At 72.2% G+C, this 13,339-nt stretch carries 14 protein-coding genes; 4 read left to right on the top strand and 10 right to left on the bottom strand.

Going from position 1 to position 13,339, the window contains the following annotated elements; genetic code table 11:
- Positions 1 to 6: 6 nt before the first annotated feature.
- From JOM49_RS11250 to JOM49_RS11240, 3 genes are read right to left on the bottom strand one after another with little or no spacing between them, the layout of a single operon-like run.
- Complete coding sequence (locus JOM49_RS11250; RefSeq protein WP_209664242.1) at positions 7 to 1,170, bottom strand: glycosyltransferase 87 family protein; 1,164 nt, start codon at positions 1,168 to 1,170, stop codon at positions 7 to 9.
- Positions 1,145 to 2,515 (bottom strand): glycosyltransferase 87 family protein, encoded by a 1,371-nt coding sequence (locus tag JOM49_RS11245; RefSeq protein ID WP_209664241.1) that lies wholly within the window; start codon positions 2,513 to 2,515, stop codon positions 1,145 to 1,147. The genes JOM49_RS11250 and JOM49_RS11245 overlap by 26 nt, the downstream gene beginning before the upstream one ends.
- A gap of 50 nt (positions 2,516 to 2,565) precedes the next feature.
- Entirely contained in the window at positions 2,566 to 3,396 is an 831-nt protein-coding gene (locus tag JOM49_RS11240; RefSeq protein WP_372443997.1) for a GGDEF domain-containing protein, read from the bottom strand.
- A 174-nt stretch (positions 3,397 to 3,570) separates the two neighbouring features.
- Here JOM49_RS11240 and JOM49_RS11235 point away from each other — a divergent pair, with 174 nt between their 5' ends.
- From JOM49_RS11235 to JOM49_RS11225, 3 genes are read left to right on the top strand one after another with little or no spacing between them, the layout of a single operon-like run.
- Positions 3,571 to 5,817, top strand: a complete 2,247-nt coding sequence (locus JOM49_RS11235; protein WP_209664240.1) for a sigma-70 family RNA polymerase sigma factor — start codon at positions 3,571 to 3,573, stop codon at positions 5,815 to 5,817.
- A 31-nt stretch (positions 5,818 to 5,848) separates the two neighbouring features.
- Positions 5,849 to 6,361 carry a GtrA family protein gene (locus JOM49_RS11230; RefSeq protein ID WP_209664239.1) on the top strand — a complete coding sequence of 171 codons (513 nt, stop codon included), beginning with the start codon at positions 5,849 to 5,851 and terminating at the stop codon, positions 6,359 to 6,361.
- 28 nt (positions 6,362 to 6,389) lie between these two features.
- Positions 6,390 to 6,935: a GtrA family protein gene (locus JOM49_RS11225; protein WP_209664238.1), complete on the top strand. Its 546-nt coding sequence runs from the start codon at positions 6,390 to 6,392 to the stop codon at positions 6,933 to 6,935.
- Here the strand turns inward: JOM49_RS11225 and JOM49_RS11220 are convergent.
- Together JOM49_RS11220 and JOM49_RS11215 are read right to left on the bottom strand one after the other, a co-directional pair.
- Entirely contained in the window at positions 6,932 to 8,218 is a 1,287-nt protein-coding gene (locus tag JOM49_RS11220) for a sensor histidine kinase (protein WP_209664237.1), read from the bottom strand. The genes JOM49_RS11225 and JOM49_RS11220 overlap by 4 nt on opposite strands.
- Before the next feature lies 1 nt (position 8,219).
- Positions 8,220 to 8,918, bottom strand: coding sequence for a response regulator transcription factor (locus JOM49_RS11215; RefSeq protein WP_209664236.1), 699 nt, complete (start codon positions 8,916 to 8,918; stop codon positions 8,220 to 8,222).
- A gap of 41 nt (positions 8,919 to 8,959) precedes the next feature.
- On the opposite strand from JOM49_RS11215, the gene hisN reads away from it, so the two are divergent.
- Positions 8,960 to 9,742, top strand: coding sequence for a histidinol-phosphatase (gene hisN / locus JOM49_RS11210; protein WP_372443996.1), 783 nt, complete (start codon positions 8,960 to 8,962; stop codon positions 9,740 to 9,742).
- Positions 9,743 to 10,139: 397 nt separating this feature from the next.
- Here the strand turns inward: hisN and JOM49_RS11205 are convergent, their stop codons facing one another.
- From JOM49_RS11205 to JOM49_RS11185, 5 genes are read right to left on the bottom strand one after another with little or no spacing between them, the layout of a single operon-like run.
- Positions 10,140 to 10,745: a GNAT family N-acetyltransferase gene (locus JOM49_RS11205; protein ID WP_209664234.1), complete on the bottom strand. Its 606-nt coding sequence runs from the start codon at positions 10,743 to 10,745 to the stop codon at positions 10,140 to 10,142.
- Positions 10,746 to 10,754: 9 nt separating this feature from the next.
- Positions 10,755 to 11,027, bottom strand: coding sequence for a hypothetical protein (locus JOM49_RS11200; protein ID WP_209664233.1), 273 nt, complete (start codon positions 11,025 to 11,027; stop codon positions 10,755 to 10,757).
- Positions 11,024 to 12,532: a TNT domain-containing protein gene (locus JOM49_RS11195; RefSeq protein WP_209664232.1), complete on the bottom strand. Its 1,509-nt coding sequence runs from the start codon at positions 12,530 to 12,532 to the stop codon at positions 11,024 to 11,026. The genes JOM49_RS11200 and JOM49_RS11195 overlap by 4 nt, the downstream gene beginning before the upstream one ends.
- A gap of 9 nt (positions 12,533 to 12,541) precedes the next feature.
- Positions 12,542 to 12,847: a hypothetical protein gene (locus tag JOM49_RS11190; protein ID WP_209664231.1), complete on the bottom strand. Its 306-nt coding sequence runs from the start codon at positions 12,845 to 12,847 to the stop codon at positions 12,542 to 12,544.
- Positions 12,844 to 13,308 carry a YbaB/EbfC family nucleoid-associated protein gene (locus JOM49_RS11185; protein ID WP_209664230.1) on the bottom strand — a complete coding sequence of 155 codons (465 nt, stop codon included), beginning with the start codon at positions 13,306 to 13,308 and terminating at the stop codon, positions 12,844 to 12,846. The genes JOM49_RS11190 and JOM49_RS11185 overlap by 4 nt, the downstream gene beginning before the upstream one ends.
- Positions 13,309 to 13,339: the final 31 nt, after the last annotated feature.

Here is a 13,339-nt window from a genome sequence, read left to right as displayed (position 1 = left end):
ATGCGCCTACTCTAAATCCCGTGGCCGCCGCAGTTCGCGGGCGGCCAGCCCGACCAGTGCGACCGCGGTGGCCAGCACGTAGGCGTTGCCGAGCACGGTCTCCACCGGCCCCCAGCCGAACTCGGTCGTGCCGCCGTTGGGCACCAGCATGATCAGGCAGCCGACCAGCGGCAGCGCCGTCGCGGCGGCGAGCCAGTAGCGGCGCTCGGCGACCAGCAGCACGAGCAGCGGCACCACCCACACCCAGTGGTGCGACCAGGAAACCGGCGAAACCAGCAACGCGGTGAACGCGGTCACCAGCACCGCGGCCAGCGGCTCCCCGCGCCGGTGGTAGCGCACCACCAGGAACACCGCGGGCACCGCCAGCAGCGCGCCGATCGCCAGCGCCACCGGCATGCCCCACGGCGCCACCTCGGTGGCCCGCCCCAGCATGCCGTTCAGCGACTGGTTGAAGATCCAGTGCGTGGCCCCGATCCGCTCGGGGTCCGACGCCGCCTCGGTCCAGTACCGCACCGCGTCCACCGGCATGACGGCGAACATCAACGCCTGCAGGGCCGCGAACGTGCCCAGCGCACGCAGGGCGTCGGCACGCCTGCCGGTGAGCCAGAGGTGCGGGATGAAGATCAACGGGGTCAGCTTCACCGCCGCCGCGACCCCGACCAGTACCCCGCCCCAGCGCGAACCACGAGCCGAAATGACCAGCACGTCCAACATGATCAACGCCATCAGGATCAGGTTGATCTGCCCGAGGAACACCGTCTTCCAGACCGGCTCGAGCGCGAACGCCGCCACGGTCAGCCCGGCCACGACAGGCCAGGTCGCCGACCGGCGGCTGATCTTCACCACGACCGCCAGCCCCAGCACCGACAGCGCGCCGATCACGCCCCACACCAGGCCCGGCGGCACCAGTACCAGCGGCGAGAACAACAGCGCGGCGGCCGGTGGGTAGGTGAACGGCAGCCGCACCCACGGCGGCAGCGTGGTCAGGTGCTCACGGACGTAGAGCGGCTCGCCCTTGAACATGGTGAGCGCGCCGGCCCGGTAGACCGCGCTGTCGGCCCCGAGGTGCCAGCCCAGCAGCCACGCCGCGACACCGACCGCGAGCGCGGCGCCCGCCAGCGCGGCGGCGGGCCACCAGCGCACGTCAGCGCGCAGGCGTAACGTCGACATGCTCTTCGACGGCCGGTTCCGGGGGTGGTGGCGGAACCGGGCGCCGGCGCCGGAGCACCGCCCAGCGGACCAGCAGTACCAGCGCGAGCAGGATCGGCACCAGGATGTAGGAGCTGCCGAGCACGAACTGCCAGAACTCCCAGTGCAGCTCGATGTTGCGCCCGTTCGGCAGGATCAGCAGCACGCCGCTGGCGAACACGGCGACCACGCCGACCGCCGCGGCCCAGCGGCGCCAGGCCGCGGCCGGGGTGGTCCGCGGCAGCCGCGAGACCAGCAGCACGATCAGCGGCACCGCCCACACCCAGTGGTGCGACCAGGACACCGGCGAGGCCAGCAGCACCCAGAACGCGGTGACCAGCAGCGCCGCGAGGTGCTGCCCGCGCCGGTGGAACCGCAGCATCAGCCAGATCGCGGGCGGGGCCAGCAGCGCGGCGAGCCCGTAGCTGGCCTTCGACGCCCACGGCGCCAGGTCGGTCAGGCGGTTGACCAGGCCGTTGAGCGACTGGTTGCCCGCCCAGTGCAGCGGCCCGATGCGGCCGGTGTCGGGCAGCGTGTGCGACCAGTAGCGCCAGGCGTCGTGCGGCACCAACAGGAACATCAGTCCTTGCATGGCGACGAACGTGCCCAGTGCGCGCAGCGCGTCCTTCCAGCGCCCGATGAACAGCAGGTGCGGGATGAAGATCAAAGGGGTCAGCTTCACCGCCGCCGCGACCCCGACCAGTACCCCGCCCCAGCGCGAACCACGAGCCGAAATGACCAGCACGTCCAACATGATCAACGCCATCAGGATCAGGTTGATCTGCCCGAGGAACACCGTGCGCCACACCGGTTCGAGCGCCAGCAGGACCACCGCGAAGACCAGCGTCGCGCGGGCCGGGGAGGCCCACCAGCGCGGTGCTTCGGGCGCCGGGCGCGGCAGCGAGCCGATGGCGATCCGGATGCACAGCGCCATCGCCAGGATGGAGATCGCGGTCAGCACCCCCCACGCGACCTGGATGGGCATGAGCGCGAGCGGCACGAACAGCAGCGCCGCGGTCGGCGGGTAGGTGAACGGCAGCAGCGCCCACCACGGTTCGGTGCTCAGCGTGTTCGAGTCGTAGAGCGGGTCGCCGTGCAGCAGCGTCAGCGCGCCGGCCCGGTAGACCGCGCTGTCCACGCCGAGCCGCCAGTCCAGCAGCCAGCCGAGCACCCCGGCGGCGATCGCGATCAGCGGGACGGCGGCCAGCAGCAGGATCGAGCGTGGCCGGACGGACAGCCTGGCGAGCGAAGTCCGCAGGGCCAGCCGGGGGTGGCGGGCCGGTGGAGCGGACTCGCCGTCGGTGGCGGGCGGCGCGTGCTGGGTCACCCGCCCAGCAAATCACGCGGTCGGGCCCGCAGGTCAGCCAGGTCGGTCCCTCAAGCCCGGCCCAGCGAGCCGAGCAGCTCGCAGGCCGCCTCGTGGGTCGGCGGCAGCCGGAGCATCCGGATCCGGGGATCGCCCGCCTGGTGCAGCTGGGCGTCCACGCTCAGCCGGGCGTGCAGTTCGCGGCGCAGCAGGACCCCGCGCTGGGCGATGCCGCCGTCGCGGCGCAACAGCACCCCGACCGTCGACGGGCCGAGCGCGGCCACGCTCTCACCGCCGTCGAACACCTGCCGGACCGCGTCGGCGACCAGGATCATGCCGGTCAGCCGCGGCCAGCCGGCCAGCAGCGAGAAGTCCATGGTGACCACGAGCAGCAGGTGGTCCAGTGCGGCGGGCTGCTCCTGGCGCGCGGCCTCGCGGTAGACCTCGGTCAGCCGGGTGCGGAGGTAGGCCGCGGTCGGCAGGCTGGTCAGCGGATCGGTGACCTCGGCCTTGGCCAGCTGGTCGAGCGCCACGTCGGCCCAGGCCACCGCGGTCACGCGCAGCAGCCGGGACGGCGTGGCGTCGATGTTGGGCACCACCAGGCGCTCGGCGCATTCGGGCTCGGCGAGGACGGCGTGCAGGGCGGCGAGGTCGGTCAGCGTCTCGGCGAGCCCGGCCCCGGCCGCCGCGCGGGCCCGGCCCAGCCCGGCGAGCGCCATCTCGGGCGCCGCGCCACCGACCACCGCCGCGCAGACCGTGTCGACCTCGGGCAGCGCCCAGTCGCTCGGGAAGCGCCAGCCCGCGGCCAGGCTGGCGGTGCGCCAGCGGTTCCGGAGCGAGCGGCTGTCGGCACCCAGGCCGCCGCCGGTGGCCTTGGGCGGCCAGCCGAGCACATCCGTCACCGCGGGTTTCCTCTCGTCCGAGTGGTCCTTCGGGGAGGGGACGCCCGATGCGGCGGCTCGTGACGCGGTTCGACCAATCCGGTCAACCGGGCCACCCATGGCGTGACCTTCGGAGGGACCTCAGTCACACTGGTCGCGGCGCGGGCAGCGTCACCGGTTGTGAAGGGGAGAGCCGTGGCCACCGTTCCCGCTGACGTCAGCGGCCAGAGCGATGCCGAGCTGATCGCTTCGGTGCGCGCGGGCACGATCTCCGCTTACGGGCAACTGTACGAACGGCACGTCAACGCGGCGTACAACCTGGCCAGGCAGCTGTCCCGCTCGCCTGCCGAAGCCGACGACCTGGTCTCCGAAGCCTTCGCCAAGGTGCTGGACACGCTCCGGGCGGGCAAGGGCCCGGACACCGCCTTCCGCGCCTATCTGCTGACCGCGCTCCGTCACACCGCGTATGACAAGACGCGCAAGGACAAGCGGCTCGACCTCAACGAGGACATGAGCACCGTCGGCGCCGAAGCGCTCACCGTGCAGTTCTCCGACACCGCGTTGTCCGGGCTGGAGCGCACGATGGCCGCGAAGGCCTTCGCGCGGCTGCCCGAGCGCTGGCAGGCCGTCCTCTGGCACACCGAGATCGAGCAGCAGACCCCCGCCGAGGTCGCGCCGCTGCTCGGGCTCACCGCGAACGGCGTCTCCGCGCTGGCCTACCGCGCCCGCGAGGGCCTGCGGCAGGCGTACCTGCAGGTCCACCTGGCCGAGACCTCGGCGGAACGCTGCCGCGCCGCCGCCGACCGGCTCGGCGCGTGGACCCGCGACGGCCTGTCCAAGCGGGAACGCGCGCAGGTGGAGACCCACCTCGACGAATGCGACCGCTGCCGGGCGCTGGCCGCCGAACTCGCCGACGTCAACGGTGCCCTGCGCTCCGTGGTCGCCCCGCTGGTGCTGGGTGGCGCGGTGTTCGCCTACCTGGCGGCCGCCGGTGCGACGAAGGCCTCCGCGGCGACCGCGGGCACGGCCGCCGCCGGTGCCGCGGCGGCGGGTGCCGGTGCCGCGTCCTCGGGTGGCAGCGGTGGCGCGGTGGCGAACCTGGCTTCGTCCGGGCCGCGGCAGTTCATCGGGATCGCCGTGTCCGGGGTCGCGGTGGCGGCCGCGGTCGCCGCCGCACTGGCTTCCGGTGGCGGGCCGCAGATCCCGGCCGCGCTGGAGCAGCCGCCCGCGGTGATCCAGCCGGTCGCACCACCGCAGCCGCAACCCCAGCCCGATCCCCCGGCGCCGCCCGTGGTGGTGCCGCCCGCCCCGGCCGAACCCGCTCCTGAACCGGCACCCGAACCCGCGCCGGAGCCGGAACCCGCGCCTGCGCCCGCCCCGGAACCGGAACCGGAGCCCGCTCCCGAACCGGAACCGTCACCGCCGCCGAGTGAGCCGGAAGAGCCGCCCGCGCCGCCGAACATCATCACCACCCCGCCGCCGTCCAGCCTCGAACTCACCCCCGGCGGCGGGCCGGTGGACATCCCGTTCACCGTCAACAACTCCGGTGGCACGGTGTCCGAGCCGGTGCTGGTCACGCTGAACCTGCCGCCGGGCGTCAGCTCGGTGCCGATCCCCGGTGGTGGTGGCGGGGTGGGTGCGTCCGCCCGGCAACTTCCCGGGGTGCCGACCGTGCAGGTGAACTGCCCGCCCGGGGCCGGCACGGTGACCTGCACGACGGCCACCGGGCTGCTGCCGGGGCAGGGCGCGGTGCTGACCTTCCGGCTGGTCGCCGACGGCACCGCCGACGAAAGCCAGGTCACCGGCTCGGTGTCCTCGGGCAGCGCGCTGCCGGTGGCGGTGAAGGTGCCGGTCAAGGCCGCGCCGGACGACGTGAAGCTGACCGTGGGCAAGGCGTGGACCTCGAGCTTCCCGTGGGCGAGGCAGCCGGTGCTGCACATCAGCCTGCACAACGCCGGGCCCACCATCAAACCGGCCACGATCACCGTGAGCAGCCCGGCGCGCCTGGTGCTCGGCACCTACCGCGCGACCTGCACCACCGCCGGTGGCACCACGAACTGCGCCAGCAAGAAGGCGATGAACCCGGGTGAGCGCCTGCACCTGTGGGTGCTGCTGGACAAGCAGCCGCACCAGGACGTGACGGTGACGGTCACCGCGAAACTGGGCAAGGACACCGAGTCGAAGACGGTCCAGTTCGACTGCTGGGGCCGCAAGTGCACCCCGCCGTCGTCCTCGGTGACGCCGACGCCGCCGTCCACCACGAAACCCACGAAGCCGACCACCACGACGCCGCCGAGTTCGAAGCCGTCGGAACCGCCGTCGAGCCCGCCCTCCAGCGGTGGGCCGAGTGCGCCGGAACCACCCGAGCAACCGGCGCCGCCACCCCCGCCCGCACCTCCGGCGGTCACCCCAGGACCCCGCTGGGACCTGCCGTTCATCTAGTCTCGCGCGCTCCGCTAGCGTGCCGCGTGTGATGGGGAAGATTCACCAGGCACTGGAGCGTCATCGTGAACTCCTGCGGTTCGCGCTGGTCGGGGGCGTTTGCTTCGTCCTGACCCTGGCGGTGAACTACACGCTGAAGTTCACCGTGCTCACCGCGCACCCGGTGACGGCGCAGGGCATCGCGGTGCTGGTGGCGACGATCGTGTCGTACGTGCTCTCGCGGGAGTGGTCGTTCAGCACCCGCGGCGGGCGGCGGCGACCGCACGAGGCGGCGTTGTTCTTCCTGATCAGCGGGATCAGCCTCGGGCTCAACGCGCTGCCGCTGGCGATCTCACGGTACGTGTTCACCCTGCGCGTACCGGAGGTCCAGCTGCTCACCCAGGAAGTGGCCGACTTCCTCAGCGGGATGATCATCGGCACCCTGCTCGGTTCCGTCTTCCGCTGGTGGGCCATGAAAAAGTGGGTCTTCCCGCTCGCCGACGCCCGGCCGCGCACGCCGCGGCTGCCGCGCGAACCGGGAATTCCCCAGGACCGGGCGGCCTGAACAGGCCACTCTACGTACACTGCGAACTGTGACAGTTGTGGAAACTGTGCTCAATCGGGTGCCGAGGCCGCTGCGCTCGATCCTGATCAAGCACCGGGAGCTGCTGAAGTTCGCGATCGTCGGCGGCACCACCTTCCTGGTCGACAACGGCGTCTGGTACCTGCTCAAGCTGACCGTGCTGGAGTCCAAGCCGACCACGGCGAAGGCCGTCGCGATCATCGTCGCGACGATCGTGTCCTACGTGCTGAACAGCGAGTGGTCGTTCCGCACCAGGGGCGGGCGCGAACGGCACCACGAAGCGGCGTTGTTCTTCCTGATCAGCGGCGTGGCCATCGTGGTCAACCTGATCCCGCTGTACGCCTCCAGATACGTGCTCGACCTCGAAGTGCCGCACGTGCCGTTCTGGGCGCAGGAGATCGCCGACTTCACCAGCGGCTCGATCATCGGCATGCTGCTGGCCATGGTGTTCCGCTTCTGGGGCTTCAAGAAGTGGGTGTTCCCGGACGAGCTGGGCCACCGGCGCCGCGAAGGTGACGAAACCGACGCCGACGTGCACGAGTTCCCCAGCCGCTAACGCGGGGTGCGCTCCACCGGCCACTTCATCGCGGTGACCGCGTCGGCCGGGCGCGGGACGCGCAGGAACAGGCTGAACGTGGCCGGCCGCTTGACCGACAGCTCCAGCCTGCCGCCGTCGGCTTCGGCGAGGGCCCTGGCCAGCGCGAGACCGACACCGGTCGACCCGCCGCCGGAGAACCCGCGTTCGAAGATGTGCGGCGCGAGCTCGTCGGGCACCCCGGCCCCGGTGTCGTGCACCTCGACGACCACCGTGCCGTCGGCGTCACCGCGGCGGGCGGCCAGGGTGACCGTGCCCGAGCCGTGCCGCAGCGCGTTGTCCAGCAGCACGCCGATGACCTCGCGCAACCGGCTCGGCGTCGCCCTGGCCATCAGGCCTTCGGCCACGCGCAGCCGCAGGTTGCGGCCCTCGGCCTTGAGCGTCTGCTGCCACTCCTCGGCGATGCCGGGCAGCTCGGCGGGCAGGTCCATCGGCTCGGCGCCGACCTCGCTGGCCGCGCGGGCCGCTTCGAGCAGTTCGTCGAGCGCCTCGGCCAGGCGGTCGGCCTGCTCCTGCGCGGCACGGGCCTCGTCGACCACCTCGGAATCGCCGTACAACGTCAGCGACTCGAGTCGCAGCTGCAGCGCGGTCAACCGGCTGCGCAACTGGTGCGACACGTCCCCGACCAGCTGCCGTTCCCGCTGCACCAACTGCGCGAGCGCGGTCGCCGACGAGTCCAGTGCTTCGGCGACCATGTCCAGTTCGCCGACGCCGTAGCGCTTCTGATCGGGCCGGAAGTCACCGCCACCGAGCCGGGCCGCGCGGTCGGCGACGTGCCGCAGGGGCTGCGCGAGCCGTCGCGCGGTGACCGTGGCGACGACGGTGCCGATGCCCACCGACAGCACCACCAGCAGCATCACCGCCAGCGTGACCTGCGTCTGCGTGGCCCGCAGGGGCGCCGACGGGATCTCCAGGGTGACCGTGCCCTCGCGGGCGATCGGCACGATCGCGGTCACCGGGTCGCCGCCGGGATCGGCGCCGTAGACCTTGTCCAGCTCGTTGCGCTGCCGCACGGTGAGGCGGCCGTCTGGCGGCACCCCGGCACGCAGCTTGTCCAGTTCGAGTGGGCGGCCGGCGGCGATGTCGTCGTCGATGGTGGCCGCGATGACCTGCGCGCGGGCGGCCAGGTCCTCGCCGTTCAGGTTGTCCACCAGCAGCCACGCGGTCACCCCGAGCGGGATGCCGAGCGCCGCCCCGGTGACCGCGACGGCCAGCAGGATGGCGAGCAGGATGCGGCGGCGCACGTTATTCGGCGTTGAAGCGGAAACCGACCCCGCGCACGGTGGCGATCCGGCGTTCGGCGTCGTTCGGCTTGGTCCGGCCCAGCCCGTCGTCCCCGGCGATCGCGAGCTTCCGGCGCAGCCAGGACATGTGCATGTCGAGCGTCTTCGAGGTCTTGGACTCCAGGTCGTTCCACACCTCGGCGAGGATCTCCTCGCGGCTGACCACCTGCCCGGCCCGGCTCATCAGCACGCGCAGCAGCTCGAACTCCTTGTTCGCCAGCTGCACTTCACGACCGTCCACAGTGACCATCCGCGCACCCAGGTCCATCCGCACGCCACCGGCTTCGAGCGCGTCCGGCGCCCGGCGGCGCAGCAGCGCGCGGATGCGGGCGAGCAGTTCGGCCAGGCGGAAGGGTTTGGCCACGTAGTCGTCGGCACCGGCGTCGAGGCCGACCACGAAGTCCACCTCGTCGGTGCGCGCGGTGAGCATCAGCACCGGCAGTTCGGTGCCGCTGGCCCGCAGGCGGCGACACACCTCCAGCCCGTCCATGCCGGGCAGGCCGAGGTCGAGGACCAGCAGGTCCACCCGGTCGGCGGCGGTGCAGTCGAGCACGGAGGGGCCGTCGCCGACCACCTTCACCGTGTACCCCTCGCGCTGCAGCGCGCGCGACAGCGGATCCGCGATCGCGGGGTCGTCTTCAGCCAGGAGAACCGTGCTCACCGGAGCAACTCTACGGCCCCGCCCATGAAAGGATGGTGATCATGTCGCGCTACACCGAGGACCTGGCGCTCGCCACCCGGCTGGCCGAGGCCGCCGACGCCATCACCACGGCCCGCTTCGGCGCGCTCGACCTCCGCGTCGACCGCAAACCCGACCGCACCCCGGTGACCGACGCCGACACCGCCGTCGAAGACGCCATCCGCGAACTGCTGGCGACCGAACGCCCGGATGACGCCGTCGCCGGCGAAGAACGCGGCGGCGACACACGCGCGACCGGCCGCACCTGGGTCCTCGACCCCATCGACGGCACCAAGAACTTCCTGCGCGGTGTCCCGGTCTGGGCCACGCTGATCGCGCTGGTCGAGGACGGTGAGCCAGTGGTCGGCCTGGTCAGCGCCCCCCTGCTGCGCCGCCGCTGGCAAGCCGCGACCGGCGCAGGCGCCTGGGTCCGCGACGAACGCGGCGAGCGCCGCATCACGGTCTCCAGCGTCTCCGCGCTCGAAGACGCGTACCTCTCCACCACACACCTCGGCTCCTGGTCCGAACACCACTCGCGCGAGGCCTACCTCGCCCTCACCGACGCCTGCTGGGAAAGCCGCGCCTTCGGTGATTTCTGGCAACACTGCCTGGTCGCGGAAGGCGCACTGGACATCGCCGCCGAAGCCATCGTGAACCCGTGGGACGTAGCCGCCGCGCAGGTCCTGGTAACCGAGGCAGGCGGCCGCTTCAGCGACCTCTCCGGCGCCACGCGCTACGACAACGGCTCCGCCCTCTCCACCAACGGCCTCCTACACGATGCCGCCCTAACCATCCTGCAACGCTAACCCCCTCTCTGGGCCCGTTGCCGCTGCTACAAATGTGGCTTTGGGGGCGAATTCGGCCCCCAAAGCCACATTCGTGTCATCGGGGACAGCCAGGTGCCGTGAATGTGGCTTTCACGGCGGAATGTGCCGTGAAAGCCACATTCACGGCATCCCCCAGCCTCACAACCCGGCCACCCCCACACGCACCCTCCGCCCCGGCGCGCCCCCAGAGGACCAGCCCCACAACACACCGCCACCCGGGGCACTCCACAGGAGCATCCGCCCAAACCCCCCACCCCACCCCGGTCCACAGCCAAAACACGGCGGAGACCTCCATGTCAAGGCATCATTCCCGCCTTGACATGGAGGTCTCCGCCGTAGTCACAATCAAAAACCGGGGCGGGGCCCACCAGACCCCCTACACCTGACTCCCAGCCCAATCCAACCGATCCACCATCGGCCAAGCCCGCAACGGCACCCGAACCGGCAAAACCATCGTCGTAGCGCACTGTTCATCAATGACCCGATACGGATCGCGCTGTTCGAAATCGAGATAGCGCACATGCACTTCCGGCAGCCTCGACCAGCCGAGTGCCTCGTAGTAGCCCACCGAGTGCTCCCCGCACATCAGCAGCCCGAACGGCACAGCCAACTCGTCCAGCAGCGCGGTGACCCGGGTGCCCAGTTCACGGCCGATGCCGCGGCCCTGGAACTCGGGGTGTACCGCGACCAGGCCGACGTTGCCGACGAGCACCTCCATCGGCGCCCCGCCTTCGGAGATCCGCACGAACCGTCGCAGGACCCCGGCGTGCGCGATCACCCGCTCGCCGTCCTTGCCGATCACCCGCGCTTCCGGCCGTGAGCCGTACCAGGTCAGTTCGCCGGAGAACGCCGTCGGGAAATCGGGGTACGCCTCCCGGAGCATGGTCGCGAGCTCGGCGTGCTCCGTCCGCCCCAGCTCACCTTCGCGCCTGATTTCCCACGTTGTCATGCTCCGAAGCGTGACACCGGCGAGCTCGAACAAGCGAGCGATTTAAGTCCGGGCCCCCGGCAGCACGCCCACCGCGCCCCGTGCCACCTGCGCCCAGGCCAGCCTGCCGAACAGGTAGTGGCAGGCCACCTGCTCGTTGGTGAACCGCGCCCAGTCGTAGCGGTTGCCCTGCTCACGCCAGAACACCTCCCACGCCGGTTCGGGGTCGTCGACGCGCAGCAGGCACCAGGCGTTGTCCGCCTCGGCGCCGATCGAGACGACCTCGTGCGGCACCCCGAGCGACTCCAGCCAGCGGGCGATCGAGTCCGTGTTCACGCGTCCTGCCTTTCGAACGTGATGTCGGTCAGGTAGCCGAGGGTGACCAGTTCGTCGGCGGAGTAGAGCGCGCGGTAGCGGTCGCCGCTGGTCCACATCGGCAGCGCGCGGCGCACGCGGTAGCGCCGGTAGCCGGTCGCGAAGTACGCCATCGGCAGTGAGCGCCGGCCGTACGGGAGGCCGTCGGCGGCGAAGATGCGGCCTTCGACCGGGCCGAAGCGGTCGAGGAGGGTGCCTTCGGCGACCACCACCGGTTCGCCGGGCTGCCAGTCCTCGATTTCGGCGACCACCGGGTCCAGCGCGGGTGGCTCGCCCGGCGGGGTGGCGTTGCGCCGCAGGCCACCGCGGACCTTGGACAGCGCGTCCTCGCTGGTGATCAAGTGCGACTCGGGGTGGTCGTGCGGTGGGTAACCCCGCGCGGGCACCGGGAGCTGGCACGCCGGGCGGTCGGAGGCGACCGGCAGGTGCCCGATCGGGAACATGTGCACCAGGAACAACGCCACCACGCTCTCGCGTTCCTTGCGCGGCGTGCCGAGCTGCGGCGGCTGGTGGTATTGCTGCCGCACCGGCTGCTGCCCGCCCCACTGCTGGTAGCCACCGCCGTAGGGCTGCTGCGGATAGGCGCCGGGCGGCGGGTAGTACGGCTGCTGCGGCACGGGTGGCGGCGGCGCGAGTTGCTGCTGGGGCGCCATCTGCGGGGCCGCGTCGGCGAACCCGGCCGCGGTCGTGCCGGACAGGGGCAGCGGGCCGATCGGCCCGGTCTTCAGCGACGCCGCCAGGCCGGACGGCGGCGTCGGCACGTCGTCGAAACCGCCCTGGGGCAACAGGCCCTGGTACTCCCCGGGTGGCAACGCGATCGGCCCGGTCCCCATCCCACTCACGTCCGCCACACCGTCCACAGTGTCACCAAGGGCCACACCGGACAGTACCGGCAGGGAGACCGGGGTGGGCAGGTGCGCGCCCGGGTTCGGGTCGACCAGTTCGACGGGCGCGACCGCCAGCGCTTCCCCGCCGGGTCCGATCGCCGTGGTCAGCCGGTCGGACACCGCGCCGAGATTGGCCGCCACCCCGGTCAGCACGGTTTCGACGCCGAGCGCCGCCGCCGGGTGGCCGGCGTCCGCCGCGGCCAGCGCGGCGTCCCGGTTCTTCGCCGCGTCGACCAGCTGCCGCACCATTTCCACCTTCGCCGCGCCGATCTCCGCGGCGGCGTGCTCCAGCCGCAAGGCGGCCTGACCAGCACCGCGGGCGGCCGCGACCAGCTGCCCGGTGTCCGCGTCGGCGAACCCCGTCCACGCCCGGCGCGCGAGTTCGCCCGCATCGCCGGACAGCGCGGTCAGCGCCTCGCTGGCGACCACGTCCGCCTCCGAAGCCAGCGCGGACAGCTGCCGTTCCGCCTCACGCCACGCCCCGGCCTGCTCCAGCAGGGCGTCCTCGTCCGCCTGCGGCCAGGCGAGCCCGACCTCCGCCGCCACCGCGGCCAGCTCGCTGGGAAGCTCGATGCCCATTCCGCCCCCCTAGCCGTTCAGTTCCTCGGCCGCCGCGGCGTCCGCGCCGGTGTATTCGCCTGCCGCTGCGGAGAACTTCGTCCCCCACGCCCCCAGCCGTGCGCTCAACCCTCGCACCAGCGCACGTGTCTCCGCCGCAGGCGCGGCGTGCGACGCGGCGAAACTCTGCCCCGGCGTGTCCGTGCCCCAGGCTTCACCGGTCGCTTCCAGTGCCCACTCGAGATCGGCCGCGATCAGCCGCGCCCGTTCCGCGAAGCCTTCGAACTCCGCGGCCTTCGCCCGCAGTCGTTCGGCGTCGGCCTGGAATCCGGTCACCGCCCAGCCGATCCCGCGGTCGGCCAGCCCTCGTCGTCCAGCCAGACCTGGTCCTCGAAGCTCTCGTCCTCGACCGGTTCCTTGACCCTGGGCAGGTCCGGCACCAGTTCGACGGCGTCCAGGTCCGCGGTGCCGCGCAGGAGCGCGTTCGGGTCGGTGCCCTGGGGCAGCGCGGGGGCCAGCACCTCCTCGGCGCTGGTGAACGCCTTCATCCCGGCCGTGTCGACCAGGCGGACGATCTCCCTGGCCAGTTCGGCGGGCCCGTACTCGCGGTAGGCGGCGGCGCCGATCTCCAGCCCGGTCAGCGCGCCGTGGGCGCCGACGGTCGCCTTGACCAGGCCGTCCCCGCTGCTCGCGCTCGCCCGCACGGCGGCCAGTTCCCGCTGGACGCCGGCCAGGTGCTCACGGCTGCGCCGGTAGTCGGCGAGCAGTTCGTCCACGCGCGCTCGATGCTCGGTCACGACGGTCTCCTCCAGCCACAGCGGTCGGCAA

Source organism: Amycolatopsis magusensis, assembly GCF_017875555.1.
In the GTDB taxonomy this organism is placed as follows: Bacteria; Actinomycetota; Actinomycetes; order Mycobacteriales; family Pseudonocardiaceae; genus Amycolatopsis; species Amycolatopsis magusensis.
This window is presented reverse-complemented; position numbering and strand designations above follow the sequence as displayed.

Excerpts from the sequence above, each read along its gene's own strand:
- JOM49_RS11195 (WP_209664232.1), bottom strand. The coding sequence starts at position 12,532 with ATGGGCATCGAGCTTCCCAGCGAGCTGGCCGCGGTGGCGGCGGAGGTC.
- JOM49_RS11230 (WP_209664239.1), top strand. The coding sequence starts at position 5,849 with ATGGGGAAGATTCACCAGGCACTGGAGCGTCATCGTGAACTCCTGCGG.
- JOM49_RS11250 (WP_209664242.1), bottom strand. The coding sequence starts at position 1,170 with ATGTCGACGTTACGCCTGCGCGCTGACGTGCGCTGGTGGCCCGCCGCC.
- hisN (WP_372443996.1), top strand. The coding sequence starts at position 8,960 with ATGTCGCGCTACACCGAGGACCTGGCGCTCGCCACCCGGCTGGCCGAG.